The 20,863-nt window shown below is 56.4% G+C and carries 19 protein-coding genes; 12 read left to right on the top strand and 7 right to left on the bottom strand.

Features of this window, described 5'->3' with window-relative positions; genetic code table 11:
- The first annotated feature begins 289 nt into the window (after nucleotides 1-289).
- Entirely contained in the window at nucleotides 290-1,624 is a 1,335-nt protein-coding gene (locus GXP72_RS21490; protein ID WP_208763324.1) for an MFS transporter, read from the top strand.
- A gap of 37 nt (nucleotides 1,625-1,661) precedes the next feature.
- On the opposite strand, the gene GXP72_RS21495 is transcribed toward GXP72_RS21490, so the two are convergent.
- Nucleotides 1,662-2,399: an IclR family transcriptional regulator gene (locus GXP72_RS21495; RefSeq protein ID WP_133295478.1), complete on the bottom strand. Its 738-nt coding sequence runs from the start codon at nucleotides 2,397-2,399 to the stop codon at nucleotides 1,662-1,664.
- Nucleotides 2,400-2,568: 169 nt separating this feature from the next.
- On the opposite strand from GXP72_RS21495, the gene GXP72_RS21500 reads away from it, so the two are divergent.
- Nucleotides 2,569-3,261, top strand: a complete 693-nt coding sequence (locus GXP72_RS21500; protein ID WP_023345059.1) for a ribonuclease activity regulator RraA — start codon at nucleotides 2,569-2,571, stop codon at nucleotides 3,259-3,261.
- Nucleotides 3,261-4,199, top strand: a complete 939-nt coding sequence (locus tag GXP72_RS21505) for an NAD(P)-dependent oxidoreductase (protein WP_208763932.1) — start codon at nucleotides 3,261-3,263, stop codon at nucleotides 4,197-4,199. Before GXP72_RS21500 ends, GXP72_RS21505 begins: the two co-directional genes overlap by 1 nt.
- 32 nt (nucleotides 4,200-4,231) lie before the next feature.
- On the opposite strand, the gene GXP72_RS21510 is transcribed toward GXP72_RS21505, so the two are convergent.
- A complete protein-coding gene (locus GXP72_RS21510; protein WP_208763325.1) occupies nucleotides 4,232-5,428 on the bottom strand; it encodes an NAD(P)/FAD-dependent oxidoreductase in 1,197 nt (398 codons plus the stop codon).
- A gap of 228 nt (nucleotides 5,429-5,656) precedes the next feature.
- On the opposite strand from GXP72_RS21510, the gene pitA reads away from it, so the two are divergent.
- Together pitA and GXP72_RS21520 are read left to right on the top strand one after the other, a co-directional pair.
- Nucleotides 5,657-7,156 (top strand): inorganic phosphate transporter PitA, encoded by a 1,500-nt coding sequence (gene pitA / locus GXP72_RS21515; RefSeq protein ID WP_008503116.1) that lies wholly within the window; start codon nucleotides 5,657-5,659, stop codon nucleotides 7,154-7,156.
- A 178-nt stretch (nucleotides 7,157-7,334) separates the two neighbouring features.
- Nucleotides 7,335-7,742 (top strand): hypothetical protein, encoded by a 408-nt coding sequence (locus GXP72_RS21520; protein WP_048991533.1) that lies wholly within the window; start codon nucleotides 7,335-7,337, stop codon nucleotides 7,740-7,742.
- 43 nt (nucleotides 7,743-7,785) lie between these two features.
- Here GXP72_RS21520 and uspB read toward each other — a convergent pair whose 3' ends face one another.
- The gene (gene uspB, locus GXP72_RS21525) at nucleotides 7,786-8,121 is read right to left on the bottom strand and encodes a universal stress protein UspB (RefSeq protein WP_003861224.1); all 336 of its coding nucleotides are present in this window, start codon (nucleotides 8,119-8,121) and stop codon (nucleotides 7,786-7,788) included.
- A gap of 283 nt (nucleotides 8,122-8,404) precedes the next feature.
- Here uspB and uspA point away from each other — a divergent pair, with 283 nt between their 5' ends.
- Nucleotides 8,405-8,842, top strand: a complete 438-nt coding sequence (uspA, locus tag GXP72_RS21530; RefSeq protein ID WP_003861223.1) for a universal stress protein UspA — start codon at nucleotides 8,405-8,407, stop codon at nucleotides 8,840-8,842.
- 97 nt (nucleotides 8,843-8,939) lie between these two features.
- Here the strand turns inward: uspA and rsmJ are convergent, their stop codons facing one another.
- Nucleotides 8,940-9,692 (bottom strand): 16S rRNA (guanine(1516)-N(2))-methyltransferase RsmJ, encoded by a 753-nt coding sequence (gene rsmJ / locus GXP72_RS21535; protein ID WP_024908847.1) that lies wholly within the window; start codon nucleotides 9,690-9,692, stop codon nucleotides 8,940-8,942.
- Between the two features lie 7 nt (nucleotides 9,693-9,699).
- The gene (gene prlC, locus GXP72_RS21540; protein WP_208763326.1) at nucleotides 9,700-11,742 is read right to left on the bottom strand and encodes an oligopeptidase A; all 2,043 of its coding nucleotides are present in this window, start codon (nucleotides 11,740-11,742) and stop codon (nucleotides 9,700-9,702) included.
- A 207-nt stretch (nucleotides 11,743-11,949) separates the two neighbouring features.
- On the opposite strand from prlC, the gene GXP72_RS21545 reads away from it, so the two are divergent.
- From GXP72_RS21545 to GXP72_RS21560, 4 genes are all read left to right on the top strand, one after another.
- The gene (locus GXP72_RS21545; RefSeq protein WP_023333753.1) at nucleotides 11,950-12,792 is read left to right on the top strand and encodes a 23S rRNA (adenine(2030)-N(6))-methyltransferase RlmJ; all 843 of its coding nucleotides are present in this window, start codon (nucleotides 11,950-11,952) and stop codon (nucleotides 12,790-12,792) included.
- Between the two features lie 71 nt (nucleotides 12,793-12,863).
- Complete coding sequence (gene gorA / locus GXP72_RS21550; protein ID WP_024908845.1) at nucleotides 12,864-14,216, top strand: glutathione-disulfide reductase; 1,353 nt, start codon at nucleotides 12,864-12,866, stop codon at nucleotides 14,214-14,216.
- Between the two features lie 135 nt (nucleotides 14,217-14,351).
- The gene (locus GXP72_RS21555; protein WP_244319932.1) at nucleotides 14,352-15,533 is read left to right on the top strand and encodes a cellulase family glycosylhydrolase; all 1,182 of its coding nucleotides are present in this window, start codon (nucleotides 14,352-14,354) and stop codon (nucleotides 15,531-15,533) included.
- A gap of 199 nt (nucleotides 15,534-15,732) precedes the next feature.
- Nucleotides 15,733-17,382, top strand: a complete 1,650-nt coding sequence (locus tag GXP72_RS21560; RefSeq protein ID WP_048991530.1) for an alpha,alpha-trehalase — start codon at nucleotides 15,733-15,735, stop codon at nucleotides 17,380-17,382.
- Nucleotides 17,383-17,448: 66 nt separating this feature from the next.
- On the opposite strand, the gene GXP72_RS21565 is transcribed toward GXP72_RS21560, so the two are convergent.
- Nucleotides 17,449-19,038: an STY4199 family HEPN domain-containing protein gene (locus GXP72_RS21565; RefSeq protein ID WP_208763327.1), complete on the bottom strand. Its 1,590-nt coding sequence runs from the start codon at nucleotides 19,036-19,038 to the stop codon at nucleotides 17,449-17,451.
- A gap of 149 nt (nucleotides 19,039-19,187) precedes the next feature.
- Here GXP72_RS21565 and GXP72_RS21570 point away from each other — a divergent pair, with 149 nt between their 5' ends.
- Nucleotides 19,188-19,727: a GNAT family protein gene (locus tag GXP72_RS21570; protein ID WP_208763328.1), complete on the top strand. Its 540-nt coding sequence runs from the start codon at nucleotides 19,188-19,190 to the stop codon at nucleotides 19,725-19,727.
- Nucleotides 19,728-19,798: 71 nt separating this feature from the next.
- Nucleotides 19,799-20,137 (top strand): lysozyme, encoded by a 339-nt coding sequence (locus tag GXP72_RS21575; protein WP_024908840.1) that lies wholly within the window; start codon nucleotides 19,799-19,801, stop codon nucleotides 20,135-20,137.
- On the opposite strand, the gene GXP72_RS21580 is transcribed toward GXP72_RS21575, so the two are convergent.
- Nucleotides 20,116-20,715: a response regulator transcription factor gene (locus tag GXP72_RS21580; RefSeq protein WP_208763329.1), complete on the bottom strand. Its 600-nt coding sequence runs from the start codon at nucleotides 20,713-20,715 to the stop codon at nucleotides 20,116-20,118. The two genes, GXP72_RS21575 and GXP72_RS21580, sit on opposite strands and share 22 nt — an antisense overlap.
- Nucleotides 20,716-20,863: the final 148 nt, after the last annotated feature.

The following is a 20,863-nucleotide window of genomic DNA, read 5'->3' on the forward strand; positions in this document are numbered from 1 at the left end:
TGGCCCCACTAACGCGGCGGGGCATCTGGTCGAAGCTTAGTTGAACGGAGCAGAAAAGTTGGTGCAATAATTGCGTTGCGTGATTATTTCCCTACCAGCCCGTCCCGTTTGCGGTTGGTCAGCAGCTGTAAGCGATATCCAGAGCGCACTATCTGTGAGTCACCTCTTATTTACACCATTTAAACCTTCCATTAACTGGATAAAAAGAACGCGCCGTCGCTATAGTGGTTTTGTTTAATAAAACTAAGTTGTACCTAATAAAACAAAGAACACACCCTGCGAGGATACAATGACAGAACATTTACGTAACGGCGCGACCGCCACCGAGGACATAGAAAGAGAGACGATGCGGAAGGTGATCTGGCGTATTCTCCCGTTTCTGATTGTCAGTTACCTGGTCTCGATTATCGATCGCGGGAATATCGGCATGGCTTCGCTGCAGATGAATGAGGACCTTGGCCTCAGCAAAGCGGCGTTTGGCTTCGCCAGCAGCCTTTACTTCGTGGCCTATTTTTTGTTTGAGGTACCCAGTAATCTGGCCATGCAGAAAGTCGGCGCCCGGCTGTGGATCCCGCGCATTATGATCAGCTGGGGCATTGTCTCCATGGGCATGGCGCTGGTTCAAAATACCACCTCGCTCTATATCGTCCGCTTTCTCCTCGGGGCAGCGGAAGCAGGCTTCTTCCCCGGCGTTGTGCTGTATCTGACCTGGTGGATCCCTTCCCGCTACCGCGCGCGCATTATTGCGTCCTTTATGGTCGCCATCCCGCTCGCTAACTTCATCGGCTCCCCGCTTTCCGGGTTGATACTGTCGCTCGATGGCTGGCTGGGTCTTCGCGGCTGGCATCTGCTGTTCATTATTGAAGGCTTACCTGCGGTGCTGCTGGGTATTGCGGCCTGGTTTATTCTCCGGGATCGCCCTCATCAGGCGAAATGGCTCAGTGTTGAACAGAAAAAGTGGCTGGAAACCACGCTTGAGACCGAGCGGAGCCAGCAAAAGAACATCGGACACCAGACGACGTGGCAGCTGCTGAAGCATCGTCAGATCTGGCTGATGGCGCTGATTTACGCGGGCGCATCGTCCGCGGGCACTACCATCAGCGTCTGGTCTCCTCAACTGCTGAAATCCTTCCATCTCGATAATCTTGAGACAGGTCTGCTTAACGCCATTCCTTACGGTCTGGCATCGGTTCTGATGATTGTCTGGGGACGACACTCCGATCGCACCAACGAACGCCGCTGGCATACCGCGCTGACGCTGTTCATGATTGCCGCCGGCGTGTTCGCTGCCTTTGTAAGCGTCTCGCTCTTTGCCACTATCGTGATCCTGAGCATTATCCTGACAGGCGCGTATTCTATGAAAGGGCCTTTCTGGGCGCTGGCATCCGGCTGGATGAGCAGCTCCTCGGCGGCGGCGGGGCTGGCCGCGATTGGCGCCATCGCGAACCTGATTGGCGGGGCGGTCATGGTAAATGCCTACGGCATGATCAGCGAGCGGACGGGCAGCTACACGCTGGCTATGCTTCCGCTGGCCGCGCTGTGCCTGGCCGGGGGTATCGCGGTGCTCATTATGGGACGGCAGGCCCGCAACGCTCAGCTACACGAAAAACAGGTCACGCATTAATGATGACAGAAGCGGGATACTCGTCCCGCTTCTGCGATTATAGATTTTCTTCCGCCGCGTCGCTCGTTTCACCAAAGAACTGCTGACAGAAGGGCTTACTGGCTCCCATTTTCTGCGACAGACGGCTGGCCGCCGCCTTCATCAACGGACCTATCTCCTTCTCACGACGATCTTCCGTCAGCCGTGAGATGGGGCCGGTCAGGGCTAACGCCGCAACCAGCTTGTCATGAACGCCGAAGACGGGCATCGCAAACGCCGCGGTGTGGGGATCGCGTGCGCCTGACGTGTAGAAAGGAAGGTCAGCGTCTCCCTCCGGCAGGCTCTCATTGAGCCCCCAATGGCGTAAGACCTTACTGATGGCCGAATTATCGAGCGGGAACTGGCTGCCGGGAAGATTGCTGTGTCGCAGGCCGTGCGATGCTTCAGCGCGAAACAGACAAAGGCGCTGCCCGCCCTCCAGCACATACCAGCTGGCACTCTCCTGAGACGCCAGAGAGAGCGCCTGAAGCTCTGGCTGAACCACTCGTGAAAGATGGAAAGATTGTTCATAAAGCTTGCCGAGGTAAAGCAGACGTGGGCCAAGCGCATAATTGCCGTCTTCATGCCTGACGACGTAATTCATCCGTTCAAGAGAATTCATCAAGCGGTAAACCGTGGTTTTGTGATAACCCGACAGCTGTGCCAGCGCGGTCAGCGTCAGGCTCTCATCCCCAGGACGGAAGCAATCCAGTAAAGCCAGCGCTTTTTCAACCGCTACAACGCCTTCATTCCCCATCATTATCTCCTTGTTAGCCCGGCAGTGAGTGTACCTCAAATTTTGTGAGTCACTTCGTGTTTACATCACAAACGCCACCTCGGGTCTGGCTAAAAGGAAAGCAATACCGCTATAGTTGTTTTGTTCTGTACACCTGCGCTGTACCTAGTAAAACAATATGGAGGCATTCATGTCCGTTTCTGAAAAAAAACCGATTAATCGCCAGTTCGAACGCGTTTCTGCCGAGGACGTTCGTCGGGCTGCCGAGTATCAGGCCGCCATTCTGGCCGACGTGGCCGGTCGCCGCGGTACGCTTCATGGCCGCATCAAACCGCTGGCCCCACATATGTCGGTTGCGGGCCCGGCCATCACCGTTGAGGTCCGTCCGGGTGATAATCTGGCGATTCATGCCGCGATGGCGGTGGCGCAACCCGGCGATGTCCTGGTCGTCGATGGCAAAGGCGACCTGAGCTGCGCGCTGCTTGGCGAAATCATGGCCACTCAGGCTCAGGCGAGCGGCATTGCGGGCATCATTATTGACGGCGCTGTACGTGACGCCGATTCCCTGAGCAAAGGCCACTACCCTGTCTTTTCTGCCGGTCTGAATCCCTGCGGCCCGACAAAGTTAATTTCTGGCCGGGTTAATCATCCCATTTCAGTCGCCGGGGCGACGGTTCAGGCCGGGGATCTGGTTGTCGCGGATATCGACGGCGTGGTCGTCATCCCGCGTGATGAGGTTCAGCAGGTCATCGCGCTGGCAAAAGAAAAGCTGGAGATGGAGACCCGGCGTCTTGCCGCCATCCGTGAAGGTGATTTACGTCCACACTGGCTTGATGACGCACTTCGTAAGGCAGGTATGTTAGCTGACGGGGAGACGCTGTGATGGGGGGCAAAGACGTAATTCTGGTTACCGGAAGCGACCTGGCGGAGCAGGCCATGGTGATGTTGCAGGGCTTTGAAGTGGTGTTTGCAGGCCGCCAGCCCACAGAAGATGACCTGATCGCGCTGTGTGAACGACACAATCCCGTGGCGATTCTGGTTCGTTACGGCCGGATCACCGCGAAAGTGATGGATGCTGCCCCGGCTCTGCAGGTTATTTCCAAGCACGGAAGCGGGATCGATGCGATAGACCAGACGGCAGCAGCCGAGCGCAATATCGCCGTCCGTGCTGCACCAGGCGCAAACGCAGCGGCAGTGGCTGAACATACCTGGGCGCTGATCCTCGCCTGCGCAAAGTCCGTGGTGCCTCTGGACAAGCGGCTGCGGGACGGGCACTGGGATAAGGCAACGCATAAATCCATTGAGCTGGAGGGATTAACCCTGGGGCTAATCGGGTTGGGCGCTATCGGCTCGCGCGTGGCAAATATTGGCCACGCATTCGGCATGAAGGTGCTGGCTTACGATCCCTATGCTAAGTCCATGCCTGCCCTGTGCGAACGCGCAGAAACGCTGACCGGGCTTCTTTCCCGTTCCGATGTTATCTCTTTGCACTGTCCGCTAACCGATGAGAACCGGGGGATGATCAATAGCCAGACGCTTGCACACTGCAAGCGGAACGCTATTCTGGTCAATACGGCACGCGGTGGACTGATCCACAGTGAATCATTACTGGCAGCGCTCCGGGATGGCACGCTGCACAGCGCAGCGCTGGACAGCTTTCCCCACGAGCCGCTGACGACGCCGCACCTCTGGCAATCCGTAGAAAACGTGGTCATTTCACCGCATATTGGCGGCGTTACCGCAGCATCATATATCAGGATGGGGACCGTGGCCGCGAGCAATATTCTGGCCGTGACGGACGTCACCACCGTCAGCCCGTAAAGCCAACCGCGACGAGTGGCAGCGCGCTGATGTCACTTGTCTTCAGCCAGCGCCTGAGCACACGCCCAGGCACTTGCCCATGCCCACTGGAAGTTGTACCCGCCGAGCCAGCCGGTCACATCCATCACTTCGCCAATAAAATAGAGCCCCGGCACGTTGCGCGCTTCCATGGTGCGGGAAGAGAGCTCATTCGTGTCGACCCCGCCCAGCGTCACTTCCGCCGTACGGTAGCCTTCCGTGCCGTTTGGCTGCACGCGCCAGTTTGTCAGGGTCTCTACCAGCATCTCCTGCTCGCGGCTGTTAAGCTGCTTGAGCGACACGTCCGGGATTTGCCCCAGCACCTGCAAACACTCCACCAGACGCTTCGGCAGCTGCATTGCCAGCGTGTTTTTCAGGCTCTGATTCGGGTGCGCGGTACGCTGCTCGTTAAGGAACGCGTCGAGATCGCAGTCCGGGAGCAGGTTAACCGTGACAAACTCCCCCGGCTGCCAGTAGCTGGAGATTTGCAGTACCGCGGGGCCGGAGAGACCGCGATGGGTAAAGAGCAGATTTTCGCGGAACACCGTCCCGTCTTCGGCGGTAATGACGGAGGGAACAGACACGCCAGACAGCGTCTGAAGCTGTTCGAGAAGCGGTTTATGCAGCGTGAACGGCACCAGCCCGGCGCGCGTGGGCAAGACTTTCAGGCCAAACTGTTCGGCAATCTTATAGCCAAACGGGGAAGCGCCCAGACCCGGCATGGACAGGCCGCCGCTGGCGATCACCAGATTATCGGCGCTGACGGTTTCACCGTTGAGCTGTAGCGTATAGCCCTGGTCGTCGCGGGCGACTTCCAGCACTTCCGTGCGCAGGCGCATGACGACGCCGCCCTTCTCGCACTCGGCCACCAGCATATCGACAATCTGCTGCGCGGAGTCGTCGCAGAACAGCTGGCCCAGCGTCTTCTCATGCCATGCGATACCGTGCTTACCGACCAGGTCGATAAAATCCCACTGGGTATAACGCGCCAGCGCAGATTTACAAAAATGACGGTTTTGGCTCAAATAGGCCGCGGGTTCAACATACAGGTTAGTAAAGTTGCAGCGCCCGCCGCCGGACATCAGGATCTTACGGCCTGGCTTTTTACCGTTATCCAGCAGCAGCACGCGACGACCCGCCTGTCCGGCCATCGCCGCACAAAACATACCCGCCGCACCGGCGCCAATTACCACGGCATCAAACCTTTCCACGTCAAAACCCTCTTTGTTAACTGCCGCGGATTGTAAAGTTTCCTCTGTGGTCACACCAGCGTAAAAAGATATTACAAAGCCATTCCCTTGAAATTTAAAGAATATCCTTTCAGGCACTTTTCTCAAATCAGGTGGTATGTCAAAAAAAGTCTATATTTCACTTTGCCCGTTGCGCATTTGTCCTGGATAATGCGCCGCGTTCATGTCCTCAAAATGGCGTAACGTCCTATGCTACATTTGTTTGCCGGCCTGGATTTACATACCGGGCTTTTATTATTGCTTGCTCTGGTTTTTGTACTGTTTTACGAAGCGATCAACGGCTTCCACGACACTGCAAACGCAGTAGCGACGGTTATCTACACTCGCGCAATGCGATCGCAGCTTGCGGTTGTTATGGCGGCGGTATTTAACTTTTTTGGTGTCCTCCTGGGCGGACTGAGCGTTGCGTATGCCATTGTGCATATGCTGCCAACGGATCTGCTGCTTAACGTAAGTTCTGGCCATGGCCTCGCTATGGTGTTCTCAATGCTGCTTGCTGCAATTATCTGGAACCTCGGTACCTGGTATTTCGGCCTGCCTGCATCCAGTTCTCACACCCTCATCGGCGCGATTATCGGTATCGGGTTAACCAACGCCCTCATGACCGGTACATCGGTTGTTGATGCGTTAAATATCCCGAAAGTACTGGGGATCTTTGCCTCTCTCATCGTCTCCCCAATCGTGGGTCTGGTGGTGGCAGGCGGGCTGATCTTCATCCTGCGTCGTTACTGGAGCAATACTAAAAAACGCTCCCGTATTCACCTGACGCCAGCAGAGCGTGAAAAGAAAGACGGCAAGAAAAAGCCGCCATTCTGGACGCGTATCGCCCTGATCATTTCCGCTATCGGCGTGGCTTTCTCACACGGCGCGAACGATGGTCAGAAAGGCATTGGTCTGGTGATGCTGGTACTGATTGGCGTTGCTCCGGCAGGCTTCGTGGTTAATATGAACGCCTCCGGCTACGAAATCACCCGTACTCGCGATGCGGTCAACAACGTTGAAACCTATTTCCAGCAGCACCCTGAGCTGCTGAAAAAAGCGACCGGCGTTGACCAGCTGATTCCGTCTCCGGAAGCCGGGGCCACGACTGCGCCAGGCGAATTCCACTGCCATCCGGCAAACGCGATTAACGCGCTGGAACGTGCCAAAGGCATGCTGGGCAATATCGAAAGTTATGACAAACTGACCGTTGAGCAGCGTGGTCAGCTGCGTCGCATTATGCTGTGCATCTCTGATGTGACGGATAAAGTGGCGAAGCTGCCTGACGTGAATGCTGACGACCAGCGTCTCCTGAAGAAACTGAAAGGCGATATGCTCAACACCATTGAGTACGCGCCAATCTGGATCATCATGGCGGTCGCGCTGGCGCTCGGTATCGGCACGATGATTGGCTGGCGCCGTGTGGCGACCACCATCGGCGAGAAGATCGGTAAGAAAGGCATGACCTATGCGCAGGGTATGTCCGCGCAGATGACGGCGGCGGTATCTATCGGTCTGGCGAGCTACACCGGTATGCCGGTATCCACCACCCACGTACTCTCTTCGTCCGTGGCAGGTACCATGATTGTTGACGGTGGCGGTCTGCAGCGCAAAACCGTAACCAACATTCTGATGGCCTGGGTGTTCACCCTTCCGGCATCCATCCTGCTGTCTGGCGGTTTGTACTGGATTTCGCTGAAGCTGATTTAATCGGTTGAAGGCGACAAAAAGCGGGTCAGGAAACTGACCCGCTTTTTTTATGGCTGTTGTGTCACTTAATCCATTGCTGTGATTAGGAAAATCTGAACACTATCTGTTCAGATTTTTACTGCACAAATAACTATTATCCCCGCGAATATTCTCAGTTCCCCCCATGACGGAAAAGACTATGCCATTCAAAACGGCTACTAAATGGATTCATCGCCTTGTTACGGTTTCGCTTCTGGCTCTGGTCATTGGATTTATGTGGCTAAACCACCAGCCTAATCAGCGAAATAACGATGCACTTCAACGCGTTTATAAATTATCTGACAGCGTCTGGCTCTATATGACCGTGAACAATCAGGGTGGCGCCACCGTACCGACAATCTACCGTTACTATCTCTCGGAAAAGATAACAGGGAAAGACATCGACATTATCCATCAGTTGGCAATGAAGCATCCTGTCATTGAAGGTACGGGTACAATCACTGCGGCCAGCATTGATACAAACGGAGACGTTAATATCGCCTATAGCGGGAAGGTTATTTCGATTGAGAGCGATATCTCCGATCTCCGGTTCACGGTTAAGCCCTGAGCCAGAGGAAAGAAGGCGGGGCTGACCCCGCCTGCTGTGATGCTCAGTGCCAAATCATCAATGCAATCATGCTGACCACGACCAGGCCACACAGGGCGCTGGTTAAAATGAACTGACGACGCAGGCGCTCGCAGCGACGGATAAACTCTTCATCGTGATGATCGCGGTAGCGCTGATAGTAGATATATCCCACCAGACGCATCTGTTTGCTGGGCTGCCCATGCGAGGTGAAGAACCCTCCACCGTCCACATACTGATAAAGCAACGGATCGCAACCACGAAGTACCACTAACAGCGCACGTAACGATGAGAAGTAGCGCGCCATATTCACTATGCAAACCACGCATAACGCCCAAAACAATGCGACGGTGCTAATCATACATCCTCCCCGGCGTCCGCCCACGAAGCAAGGCTTCTGAGCTACCGCACCCCAATGCCCTGACAGACAGTTCAGTGAAAGAATGACCAAAAGTCGATCCGGTTCGCGTTTTAATATCCGAACGGCTCATTTAATAGTGTAGGAGATCCGTTAATTTTTTTGCCACAAGGTTAATCGTTATCAACACCAAAGCTTGAAAAATATGTTTAACTGGGCCGTAATGAAAGCATCAGACGACGGCTTTCCTATTTAGTCATCGATAACTTAAGGAAGGAGTAACACTATGGCTTACAAACACATTCTCATCGCGGTAGACCTCTCCCCGGAGAGCAAAGTGCTGGTTGATAAAGCGGTATCCATGGCACGTCCCTACAACGCGAAAGTTTCGCTGATTCACGTTGATGTGAATTACTCCGACCTCTACACCGGTCTGATCGACGTCAATCTTGGCGATATGCAAAAGCGCATCTCCGAAGAGACACACCACGCCCTGAGCGAACTGTCCACCAACGCAGGCTATCCGATTACCGAAACCCTGAGCGGCAGCGGCGACCTGGGCCAGGTACTGGTTGATGCGATCAAGAAATATGACATGGACCTGGTGGTGTGCGGTCACCATCAGGACTTCTGGAGCAAGCTGATGTCTTCCGCGCGCCAGCTGATTAACACCGTTCACGTGGATATGCTGATTGTTCCACTGCGTGACGAAGAAGACGAGTAAGTGCGTTAAATTCCCCTCACCCTAACCCTCTCCCACAGGGAGAGGGGATAGATCGAGGACGTAGGCCGGGTAAGGCGAAGCCGCCTCCCGGCTTTTTTTATTCCGGCGTACCTGAGTAGATATCAAACCGGTGCCCTTTGGTGGTCACCGCGTTGGTCGTGGCAACGTCCGCCAGCGGCGGCGCATAGTCAGGGCGCTTCACCACCACCCGCTTCGTCGCCAGCTGACGAGCTGGCTCCAGCAGACCATCCGCATCCAAATCAGGCCCCACCAGAGACTGAAACACCCGCATCTCTTTCTTCACCAGCGCGCTTTTCTGCTTGTGCGGGAACATCGGGTCAAGATAGACCACCTGCGGGCGCGGGGTGATATCGGTCAGTGCCGTCAGGCTCGAGGCATGAATCAGCTGCAAACGCTCCTGCAACCACGGGCCGATTTCCGGGTCCGCGTAGCCACGGCTCAGACCGTCGTCGAGCAGGGCCGCCACCACCGGGTTACGTTCCAGCATCCGCACCCGACAGCCGACAGACGCCAGCACAAAGGCATCACGCCCCAGCCCCGCCGTGGCATCGACAACGTCCGGGAGGTAGCTTCCTTTAATCCCAACCGCTTTAGCCACCGCTTCGCCGCGACCGCCGCCGAACTTGCGCCGGTGCGCCATCGCGCCACCGACAAAATCGACAAAAATCCCGCCGAGCTTCGGTTCGTCGCGCTTGCGTAATTCAAGATGTGCTGTGGTCATCACCAGCGCCATCGGGTTTTCATCATCGTGCTCCAGCCCCCAGCGGGCGGCCAGAACAGATAAGGCGCCGTCTCCGGCGCCTGTTTCATCCACTAAGCAGATCTTCACGTAACAATCAGCCTTTGATCCCGTAATGCTCAAGCATCGCATCCAGCTGCGGCTCGCGGCCGCGGAAGCGTTTGAACAGCACCATTGGCTCTTCGGAACCGCCGCGGGTCAGGATGTTGTCGAGGAACGACTGGCCGGTTTCGCGGTTGAAGATCCCCTCTTCTTCGAAACGAGAGAAGGCATCCGCAGCCAGCACGTCGGCCCACAGGTAGCTGTAGTAACCTGCCGCGTAACCGCCTGCAAAGATATGGCTGAACGCGTGCGGGAAGCGGCCCCAGGTTGGCCCAGGAATAACGGCAACCTGCTTTTTAATCTCGGCCAGGGTTTCAAGAATTTTCGCGCCCTGCTCCGGGCTGAACTCGGCGTGCAGGCGGAAGTCGAACAGACCGAACTCCAGCTGACGCAGGATAAACATCGCCGCCTGGTAGTTCTTCGCTGCCAGCATTTTATCCAGCAATTCTTTCGGCAGCGGTTCGCCGGTCTCATAGTGACCGGAGATAAACGCCAGCGCGTCCGGCTCCCAGCACCAGTTTTCCATAAACTGGCTCGGCAGTTCGACCGCATCCCACGGCACACCGCTGATGCCTGCCACGCCTGCGGTTTCGATGCGGGTCAGCATATGGTGCAGACCGTGGCCGAACTCGTGGAACAGGGTGATCACTTCGTCGTGAGTAAAGAGCGCAGGTTTGCCATTCACCGGACGGTTGAAGTTACAGGTCAGGTAGGCGACCGGCTTCTGCAGAGAACCGTCTGCTTTACGCATCTGGCCCACGCAGTCGTCCATCCACGCCCCGCCGCGCTTGTTCTCACGCGCGTAGAGATCGAGGTAAAAGCTACCGCGCAGTTCGTTTTTCTCGTCATACAGTTCAAAGAAGCGCACGTCCGGATGCCAGACGTCGATATCGGTACGCTCTTTGGCGGTGATGCCATAGATGCGCTTCACCACTTCAAACAGGCCGTTAACGGCTTTGTTTTCCGGGAAATACGGGCGCAGCTGCTCGTCGCTGATGCTGTAGAGGTGCTGCTTCTGTTTTTCGCTGTAGTAAGCAATGTCCCACGGCTGCAGCTCGTCCACGCCGAACTCCGCTTTCGCGAAGGCGCGCAGCTGGGCCAGCTCTTTTTCACCCTGCGGACGGGCGCGTTTCGCCAGATCGGTCAGGAAGTCGAGCACCTGCTGCGGATTTTCCGCCATTTTGGTGGCGAGAGATTTGTCGGCGTAGTTCTCAAAGCCCAGCAGCTGGGCCAGCTCGTGGCGCAGGGCGAGGATTTCCGCCATCACCGGGCTGTTGTCCCACTTACCGGCATTCGGCCCCTGATCGGAAGCGCGGGTGCTGTAGGCGCGGTACATCTCTTCGCGAAGCGCCTGGTTGTCGCAGTAGGTCATCACCGGCAGATAGCTCGGGATATCCAGCGTTAACAGGAAGCCGTCCTGCTCTTTCGCCTCGGCCTGGGCTTTTGCCGCCGCCAGGGAGCTTTCCGGCATGCCGGAAAGCTCCGCTTCGTCGGTAATCAGCTTCGTCCAGCCCATGGTGGCGTCGAGCACGTTGTTGCTGTACTGGTTGCCCAGCTCGGACAGGCGCGCGGCAATTTCACCGTAGCGGGTCTGCTTCTCTTTTGGCAGGCCAATCCCGGACAGCTCAAAATCACGCAGGGCGTTATCGACCGATTTTTTCTGCGCCGTGTTCAGTTCGGCATAATGGTCGCCGTCGCGCAGGTCGCGGTAGGCTTTGTAGAGCCCTTCGTGCTGGCCGACCCAGGTGCTGTACTCAGAGAGCAGCGGCAGGGTCTGTTCGTAGGCTTCGCGCAGCTCCGGGCTGTTTTTTACCGAGTTCAGGTGGCTCACCGGGGAGAAGATACGCCCCAGCACGTCGTCCACTTCGGCCAGCGGCTGACACAGATTTTCCCAGGTGTACGGCGCGCCCTGCGCTACCACGCTTTCTACCGCCGCGCGGCAGTTGTCCAGCGATTGCGTAACGGCTGGAACCACATGCTCAGGGAGGATTTTAGAAAACGGCGGCAACGAAAAAGGCGTCAGTAATGGATTGGTCATAAACGCTGTCCTGTTGAAATAGGTGAATGAAGCGCGCATCCGGCGCTGTGCATATGCGATCTAGAATGGGGTTAAGTGTAGAGGATTTCAATGCCAGACGTGGCGGAAAAGAGCCCGGTGGCGCTGCGCTTACCGGGCCTACGGGTAATCTGCGCCGTTCTGCTGTAAACTGTGGCAAATCGTCAATTCAGCGGAATATCATTACCCATGCTCAGTTATCGCCACAGCTTCCACGCTGGCAACCACGCCGACGTCCTTAAACACACCGTTCAGAGCCTGATCATCGAATCGCTCAAAGAGAAAGAGAAGCCGTTTCTCTATCTGGACACCCACGCGGGCGCGGGCCGTTACCAACTGAGCGGCGAGCATGCCGAGCGTACCGGTGAATATCTGGAAGGGATTGCCCGCATCTGGCAGCAGGACGATCTGCCTGCCGAGCTGGAGCCGTACATCGGCGTGGTGAATCACTTCAACCGCAACGGCCAGCTGCGCTACTACCCGGGCTCGCCGCTGATTGCCCGCCAGCTGCTGCGCGAGCAGGATAGCCTCCAGCTGACCGAGCTGCATCCGAGCGACTTCCCGCTGCTGCGTTCTGAATTCCAGAAAGACAGCCGCGCCCGCGTGGAAAAATCCGATGGCTACCAGCAGCTGAAAGCCAAGCTGCCGCCGGTTTCCCGTCGCGGCCTGGTGCTGATCGACCCGCCGTACGAAATCAAAACCGACTATCAGGCGGTGGTGACCGGTATCCACGAAGGCTACAAACGCTTCGCTACCGGGACATACGCCCTGTGGTACCCGGTGGTGCTGCGCGCGCAAATCAAACGCATGATCAAGGATCTGGAAGCGACCGGCATCCGCAAAATCCTGCAGATTGAGCTGGCGGTACGTCCGGACAGCGACCAGCGCGGCATGACCGCCTCGGGCATGATCGTCATTAACCCGCCGTGGAAGCTCGAAGCGCAGATGAACAACGTGCTGCCGTGGCTGCATAAAACGCTGGTGCCAGCGGGTACAGGCCACGCCACCGTCAGTTGGATCGTGCCGGAGTAATCGCAGCCATCGGTGGAAACTATTGATTTCAGGTATACAATCGCGGCAATTCACGATTAAGGACAAAAGCTATGACTAAGCATTATGACTACATCGCAATCGGCGGCGGCAGCGGCGGCATCGCCTCCATCAACCGTGCGGCCATGTACGGCCAGAAGTGCGCGCTGATTGAAGCCAAAGCGCTGGGCGGCACCTGCGTGAACGTGGGTTGTGTACCGAAGAAAGTGATGTGGCATGCGGCGCAGATCCGTGAAGCTATCCATATGTATGGCCCGGACTACGGCTTTGACACCACCATTAATAACTTTGACTGGGACAAGCTGATTGCCAGCCGTACCGCCTACATCGACCGTATTCACACCTCGTACGACAACGTGCTGGGCAAAAATAACGTCGACGTTATCCACGGCTTCGCCCGCTTTGTGGACGCGAAAACGATCGAAGTAAACGGTGAGACGATCACCGCCGATCACATCCTGATCGCCACCGGCGGCCGTCCTAGCCACCCGAATATCCCGGGCGTGGAATACGGCATCGACTCCGACGGTTTCTTCGAGCTGCCTGCCCTGCCTAAGCGCGTTGCCGTTGTTGGTGCGGGATACATCGCGGTGGAACTGGCCGGGGTGATTAACGGCCTGGGCGCAGAGGCGCACCTGTTCGTGCGCAAACACGCGCCGCTGCGCAGCTTCGATCCGCTGATCGTTGATACGCTGGTTGAAGTGATGAACACCGAAGGTCCAACCCTGCATACCAACGCCGTGCCAAAAGCGGTCGTGAAAAATGCAGACGGCAGCCTGACCCTGGAGCTGGAAGATGGCCGCAGCCAGACCGTCGATTGCCTGATCTGGGCGATTGGCCGTGAACCGGCTAACGATAACTTCAACCTGGGCGTGACCGGCGTGAAAACCGACGAAAAAGGCTATATCGTCGTCGATAAATTCCAGAACACCAGCGTACCGGGCATTTATGCGGTCGGCGATAATACCGGTGCGGTTGAGCTGACCCCAGTGGCCGTTGCGGCGGGTCGTCGTCTTTCCGAGCGCCTGTTTAACAACAAGCCGGACGAGCATCTGGACTACAGCAACATCCCGACCGTGGTCTTTAGTCACCCGCCAATCGGCACCGTCGGCTTAACCGAGCCGCAGGCGCGCGAGCAGTATGGCGACGACCAGGTGAAAGTGTATAAATCGGCGTTTACCGCGATGTATACCGCCGTCACCTCTCACCGTCAGCCGTGCCGCATGAAGCTGGTCTGCGTCGGTCCGGACGAGAAGATTGTCGGTATCCACGGCATCGGCTTCGGCATGGATGAGATCCTGCAGGGCTTCGCCGTGGCGCTGAAGATGGGCGCAACGAAGAAAGACTTTGATAATACCGTGGCAATCCACCCAACGGCGGCGGAAGAATTTGTGACCATGCGTTAAGGGCTTTTCGCAGGAAAGCACGCTATAAAAACTGGCCTTCGCGGGCCAGTTTTTTTATATGGCTCGATAATTTAAAGATAAAGCTTCATCATCCCAGCGAATATAAAATCATCATCACGCTAAAAAGGAATTGAGATGAAAGCGCTTATTGGGTTGACCCTACTTCTTTTTTGCTTTGCCGCCGCCTCCTCTGACAAAATCACCTTCTGGGATACCCCTCAGCACGGTGGAAACAGCTTTAACCGCCTGCCGCCCACGCAGGAATACTATGACGCGCTGCGAGGCTATGGCGCGACGTGGGTTCGCCTCTCTTACGACAAATGGAAACCTGCCGGGAGAGATTTTCTTCTCGGCAACGCCGACGGCTATCGTGGGCTCGAGGCCACAGACCTCGCGACGCTCAAAGCCTCCATCAGGAAAGCACACGCGGCCGGGCTACAGGTCGTCATTGCCCCACTCTCTTTGCCCGGCATGCGCTGGGCGCAAAATAACAATAACCAGTTTGATGACCGCATCTGGCAGGACAAAAAATACTGGCAGGAAGCCGCTCAGTTCTGGCGTGATTTGGCCCAGGCCCTGAAGGACGAACCGGGCATTGCCGCCTGGAACCTGGTCAATGAACCCGCGCCTGAAAAAAGAGGCAACATTAGCGAGCAGGCGTCGCCAGAGGCGTTAAAAACCTGGTATCAGCAGCAGCAAAGCACGGCGCGCAACCTCCCCGCTCTCTACAATCAGATTATTGCCGCCATCCGCGAGGTCGATGCCACCACACCGATAATGGTCGATGGAGGCTGGTACGCCTCCGCGCGTGGTTTTTCTGGCTGGCCGTCCGCGCTTGAGGATAAGCGGGTGCTCTACAGCTTCCACATGTACGAGCCCTATGATTTCACCAGCGCGCCAAATGCACGCCGCAAGGTGCCGTTCGACTATCCCGGCATGGTCACGTTCGGCGGTAAAAAGGTGAAATGGGACGCTACGGCCATAGAGAAATGGATGAACGCGCCCTTTGACTGGGCGAAACAGCACGGTATTCCGGCCAACCGGGTTGTCGCGGGAGAGTTTGGCTGCGTTCGCACGCTGCAGGGCTGCAGGCAGTGGCTTAATGATGTCCTGACCGTCCTCGACAAACATCATGCACACTGGGCATTTTATGCGTTTCGTGAAGATGCCTGGGACGCCATGGACTATGAGCTGGGGAAAAAACCGGTGCCGTGGGCCTACTGGAAAGCCATTGAGGATAACGCACCTGATACGCTCAAGCGCCATTCTACCGAGGAATTTGAACCGATTGCTAAGCGGCTAAAACAAGGCCTTTGATCCGGCAGGCTCCCCTCTTGTTCAGTAGCCTCTCCTGGAGAGGCTACTGTTAACATACATAAATCGTTGCAAAACGAATGCTCCGAAAATAGTGATCTACCGCACATATTCCTCCCCCTCTACCGAAGCGAATGTCTACGCTTATAAGACGCCCGGATAAACCTGTCTTTTGAACACACAACCGGAGGTCCCTATCACCATGTTCAACCAGAAACTACAGGCTACCGAGAACATCGAATTCGAGATTGCAGAAGAGCTGCGCTACGAGACCGATCCCTGCGAGTTGAAACTGGATGAAATGATTGAGGCGGAGCCGGAACCCGAAATGATCGAGGGGCTACCCGCCTCCGATGCGTTGACGCCCGCAGACCGCTATCTTGAACTGTTCGAGCATGTGCAGTCGACGCGGCTGTTTGCGGACAGCAAAACCTTCCCCGACTGCGCGCCGAAAATGGATCCGCTGGATATCCTGATCCGCTACCGCAAGGTCAGACGTCACCGGGACTTCGACCTGCGCCAGTTTGTGGAGAACCACTTCTGGATGCCGGAAACGTTCGGCACCGAGTATGTCTCCGACCCGGGCCTCTCCCTCAAGGAGCACATTGATAACCTGTGGCCGGTGCTGACGCGCGAGCCGCAGGATCATATTCCCTGGTCTTCTCTGCTGGCGCTGCCGCAGGCCTATATCGTTCCCGGCGGACGATTCAGCGAGACCTACTACTGGGATTCCTATTTCTCCATGCTGGGGCTGGCGGAGAGCGGTCGTAACGACCTGCTGAAGTGCATGGCGGACAACTTCGCCTGGCTGATTGAACGCTACGGGCATATCCCCAACGGCAATCGTACCTATTATCTCAGCCGCTCCCAGCCGCCGGTCTTTGCCCTGATGGTGGAGCTGTTCGAGGAGGACGGCGTGCGCGGTGCGAAACGCTATCTGGATCACCTCAAAATGGAGTACGCCTTCTGGATGGACGGCGCGGAGTCGCTGCTGCTTAACCAGGCCTACCGCAGCGCCGTGCGCATGCCGGACGGTTCACTGCTCAACCGCTACTGGGACGACCGTGATACCCCGCGCGACGAATCGTGGATCGAGGACGTGGAAACTGCCCGCCACTCAGGGCGACCGCCAAACGAGGTCTATCGCGACCTGCGGGCGGGGGCGGCTTCCGGCTGGGATTATTCGTCCCGCTGGCTGCGCGATCCGTCGCGGCTCGCCAGCATCCGCACGACTCAGTTTATCCCCATCGACCTGAACGCCTTCCTGTTCAAGCTGGAAAGCGCCATCGCCAACATCTCGGCGTCAAAAGGGGACAAAGAGACGGCCGACCTGTTCCGCCAGAAAGCCAGCGATCGCCGCGCGGCGGTGAACCGCTATCTGTGGGACGAGGAGAGCGGCTGTTACCGCGATTATGACTGGCGACGCGAAGAGCTGGCGCTGTTTTCTGCCGCCAGCATCGTGCCGCTGTATGTCGGCATGGCAACCCATGAGCAGGCCGAGCGCCTGTCGGATGCGGTCAAAGCGCGGCTGCTCACGCCAGGCGGGATTCTGGCGACCGAGTACGAAACCGGCGAGCAGTGGGATAAACCCAACGGCTGGGCGCCGCTGCAGTGGATGGCGATTCAGGGCTTCAAGCAGTACGGCAACGATTCGCTGGGGGATGAGATCGCCTGGAGCTGGCTGCATACGGTGAACCATTTTTATCAGACGCACCATAAGCTGATTGAGAAGTACCACATCGCCAGCAGCACGCCGCGCGAAGGTGGCGGGGGGGAGTATCCGCTGCAGGATGGTTTCGGCTGGACGAACGGCGTGGTGCGGCGGCTGATTGGGTTGTATGGGGAGCCTTGAGCAGGGTGCGAGGTGCGGTCTGGTGCCCTCACTCCGGCCCTCTCCCACAGGGAGAGGGAGAACAACTTAGCGGATCACCTCATAAATGGCGCTCTGAATAGACTGCCATTTTTTGGTGGTGGCATCCGGCTGTGACTGCGCACGGCGTGTGGCCATGTCGAGATCGTGCTGCTGGCGTTTCACCACGGCAGGCACGGTGCAGAACGCTTTAAGATACTCTTTACGTACCGAGGTCAGAGACTCGCCGTTCGACATCGCGTGGCTGAGCGTGTTGATGAAGCGGCGACACGGCTTCTCCTCCACCATGTTTTGCCGGTAGCGTAACATCAGCTCCAGCACGTCGTCATAGCCTGCCGACATCGCCTCTTCGGTCCAGGACAGCTTCCAGTCCATACCACCCTGCAAAAAGAGCTGGGTCACGCGGGTGTCGTTGCGATTAATGGCCGAGCGGAAATTATTCTCGTCCCAGGTCACCCCCATGCGCGTGAGCGTTTCACGCGAGGAAGGCGTCTCGCGCATTTCCTGTGGTGGCACCGATTCAGCCGCGCTGGCGGTCGCAGGCTGCGGTTTGCTGCTGGTCACCAGCCAGAATCCCCCCGCCACGATGGCAATCACCATGACGCCAACCGCCCCCCATAGCGCACCGGAAATAAGCTGCTCACGTTGTTCGGGGGTACGCGGCGCGCGCTGGGTCGGCTTTTCAATGGTGTCGCGGACTTCAAACAGATCCCCACCGGTAACCCGATCCATTTTCTGCGCCTTTTCCCAGAAGGTATGCAATTCGCTGGCATCTACCGCCATGAATCCCGCCGGATTGACGCGCGTTCTCCCCTCTTCAAACGCGCGTTGAACGGGCCGTGCGATCTGCGCGTAGTAGTTATCCAGCAGCTGTATTTGCGCCGAGCTCAACGTTTTCTGAACGGTGATGCTGTTGCGAATTTGCCGGATGTCGTCGAGGAAGGTTTGCAGCGTTTTACGCGGTTCAACCAGCAGCGTCAGCATGGACGGATCGCTGAACAGCGAAGCGTAATAGCGGCTGAACTCTTTTTTATCCACCAGCATCTGCGCCAGCTCGCTGAACATCATACCGCTCAGGACATCGTTGATCTCGCCAAGCTTCAGCCAGCGCCGAACGCGATCGGCGTTAAACAAGGTCTTCAGATGATTGTTCAGCCGTACCTGATCGGGCCAGGCCTGCTGGATGAGCCCTTTAATCATCAGCTCAATCGCCCGCACCTGCTTGTGCGCCTGCTGCTGCTGAAGTTCGCTTCCCGGTGCCAGGTCCGTGCTGTAGGTCAGCAGCGGCTGCTGCAGGCGCAGGTGTTCCAGCGCGGTGACAAACCGCATCGCCGCAATAAGCTGGTTTTCACTCACATCCTGTCCGCTTTCATACTGCGGAACGCGCTGCTGCAGCAGGCGCAGCTGGAGCGTAAATTCCGACATCTCGGCGTCATTCAGGTTGAGTTTTTTCGCAACGGCTCCCCAGCCGCCCAGCGCTAATCGAGCACTGTCGAGTTGCTCCAGAAACCAGCGTGGATCTTTACCCTCAGAAGCATGTACATTCAGAAGTAGCAAAATTTCCACCGACGCATGGCGAATGACCGCCAGACAGTGTTCGAACTGTTCGCGAATATGATGTGATGTGCTGAGACTCATTGTTTTCCTTAAGCGACAACGAAGACATCCGGAATGGGCACGAGACGGCCTTTTTTTCTTTTTATTTATACGCGATTAACCATACCTGACTTTCTGTTGAAATAAAGTGACAACCCTAAAATCATTTAAAATGTTTCAGGAGAATCTGAATGCCGGTTTTAATTACCCCTCGCCTTACCTGCTCACCTCTGCTGGAACAAGACTGGCCCTTTTTTCTGGCATTACAGCAGAATCCCGACGTCATGCGCTTTGTGGCGGAAAACCGCCCCGTTGCGGCTATACGCGAGGCGTTTGATTCACGCCTGACGCCCTGGTCACCGGGCTGCGCGCACTGGCTCTGTCTCGTCGTGCGTAACGCCGCCTCACAGGCTCCGCTGGGCGTTACCGGGTATATTCATCGGGAGGGGGACTGTGCCGAAGTGGGCTTCCTTTTCGCACCCGAGGCGCAGGGGAAAGGCTACGGCTTTGAATCCCTGAAAGCGCTTTGTGATTATGCTTTTCATCAGGGCGGTATACGTCGACTCACCGCCACCGTCACCGTGGGAAATGTCGCTTCAAGGCGCCTGCTGGAAAAAGCCCGCTTTCGCCTGGAAGGCGAATTACGCGAGAGCTATTACCTTGCGGGGCGCTGGCAAAATGACTGGTTATTTGGTTTATTGCAGCAGGAATACCTGAATAATAATGCCTGATCAATAGCCATTTGGCGGATATTTCTCGGACGTCGTTTCCTCTACAGTGTCGCTCTTAAGAGGAAATGAATATGAAAGGTCATGCGCTGAAAATATCTTCTGCCGCCATTGCGTTAATAAAAAAACATCAGGGTCTTTCTCTGGAGAAATATCGTGACGAAAACGGATTATGGGTAATTGGCTATGGCCATGTTATCCGCGATCGGGCACTTTTTCACGGTCCCATCACGCCTGCCGAGGCAGAAGATTTGCTGCATGACGATATTCAGCTGCGTGAGGCGCTGCTGCGGGAAAGTGTGACATATCCATTAACCCAACAGCAGCATGATGCGCTGGTCATGATGATATTCAGCTTCGGAGAGATGCCCTCGCTCCCAAACGCGATTTTTCAGGCCTTCGCACGGGTATAGTACATGGCAGCCTGCGTTCTGTTTTTCACGTCCAGCCGCCGGAAAAGCGCCTCGAGATGCGCTTTTACCGTGGCCGCACTGATGTTGAGATTGCGGCCAATCTCTTTATTTGACTCCCCCGCCGCCAGCAATTCCAACACGTCGCGCTGACGCTCGCTCAGGGATGATAACGCCTGAGACGACGGCTGCCTGACCCACTCCCCGGGAAAACAGACCATCCCTCTGGACACCGAATCCAGCACAGCGGAAAACCGCTCGGGACTGGCATTTCGGGGAATAATGGCCATGATGTTTCGCTGCCGCAATTGCTCAACCCATCTGGCCTCTTTTTTCGCCAAAACCAGAATCACGCGTATCGCCGGAAAGCGTTGCAGCATCTCTTCCAGCAAAGCGCTCCCCTCGTCCTGCATTAAATTGCCGTCAATCATGGCGATAGCTGACGGTGAAGCGGAAATCTGGGTCCATAAATCGTCTGCCTGACAGGTCCCTGTCATATCTATTTCCGGAATGAGCGTCTGAAGACTGTGTATCGCTCCGTGAATAAAGAGTGACTGCCTGTCAAACATGATTACTCGCATCGTTTTTTATCCCTCTGAGAATAGCGAAGGGGGATTCTACAGAGGGGTTATTTAAGAAAAAACTCAACGAATGGAGACGTTACAAATCCCCCCGAGTTCTTTAAATCTGTCCGTATTTAGACACATTGACCTTAAGGATTTCCTTAAG

Source organism: Enterobacter sp. SES19 (assembly GCF_011765665.1).
GTDB classification, from domain to species: Bacteria; Pseudomonadota; Gammaproteobacteria; order Enterobacterales; family Enterobacteriaceae; genus Enterobacter; species Enterobacter pseudoroggenkampii.

What these genes read in the sequence shown, in the direction of transcription:
- GXP72_RS21490 (WP_208763324.1), top strand. Translation starts at nt 290, where the DNA reads ATGACAGAACATTTACGTAACGGCGCGACCGCCACCGAGGACATAGAA.
- GXP72_RS21495 (WP_133295478.1), bottom strand. Translation starts at nt 2,399, where the DNA reads ATGGGGAATGAAGGCGTTGTAGCGGTTGAAAAAGCGCTGGCTTTACTG.
- GXP72_RS21500 (WP_023345059.1), top strand. Translation starts at nt 2,569, where the DNA reads ATGTCCGTTTCTGAAAAAAAACCGATTAATCGCCAGTTCGAACGCGTT.
- GXP72_RS21505 (WP_208763932.1), top strand. Translation starts at nt 3,261, where the DNA reads ATGGGGGGCAAAGACGTAATTCTGGTTACCGGAAGCGACCTGGCGGAG.
- pitA (WP_008503116.1), top strand. Translation starts at nt 5,657, where the DNA reads ATGCTACATTTGTTTGCCGGCCTGGATTTACATACCGGGCTTTTATTA.
- GXP72_RS21520 (WP_048991533.1), top strand. Translation starts at nt 7,335, where the DNA reads ATGCCATTCAAAACGGCTACTAAATGGATTCATCGCCTTGTTACGGTT.
- uspB (WP_003861224.1), bottom strand. Translation starts at nt 8,121, where the DNA reads ATGATTAGCACCGTCGCATTGTTTTGGGCGTTATGCGTGGTTTGCATA.
- uspA (WP_003861223.1), top strand. Translation starts at nt 8,405, where the DNA reads ATGGCTTACAAACACATTCTCATCGCGGTAGACCTCTCCCCGGAGAGC.
- prlC (WP_208763326.1), bottom strand. Translation starts at nt 11,742, where the DNA reads ATGACCAATCCATTACTGACGCCTTTTTCGTTGCCGCCGTTTTCTAAA.
- GXP72_RS21545 (WP_023333753.1), top strand. Translation starts at nt 11,950, where the DNA reads ATGCTCAGTTATCGCCACAGCTTCCACGCTGGCAACCACGCCGACGTC.
- gorA (WP_024908845.1), top strand. Translation starts at nt 12,864, where the DNA reads ATGACTAAGCATTATGACTACATCGCAATCGGCGGCGGCAGCGGCGGC.
- GXP72_RS21555 (WP_244319932.1), top strand. Translation starts at nt 14,352, where the DNA reads ATGAAAGCGCTTATTGGGTTGACCCTACTTCTTTTTTGCTTTGCCGCC.
- GXP72_RS21560 (WP_048991530.1), top strand. Translation starts at nt 15,733, where the DNA reads ATGTTCAACCAGAAACTACAGGCTACCGAGAACATCGAATTCGAGATT.
- GXP72_RS21565 (WP_208763327.1), bottom strand. Translation starts at nt 19,038, where the DNA reads ATGAGTCTCAGCACATCACATCATATTCGCGAACAGTTCGAACACTGT.
- GXP72_RS21570 (WP_208763328.1), top strand. Translation starts at nt 19,188, where the DNA reads ATGCCGGTTTTAATTACCCCTCGCCTTACCTGCTCACCTCTGCTGGAA.
- GXP72_RS21575 (WP_024908840.1), top strand. Translation starts at nt 19,799, where the DNA reads ATGAAAGGTCATGCGCTGAAAATATCTTCTGCCGCCATTGCGTTAATA.
- GXP72_RS21580 (WP_208763329.1), bottom strand. Translation starts at nt 20,715, where the DNA reads ATGCGAGTAATCATGTTTGACAGGCAGTCACTCTTTATTCACGGAGCG.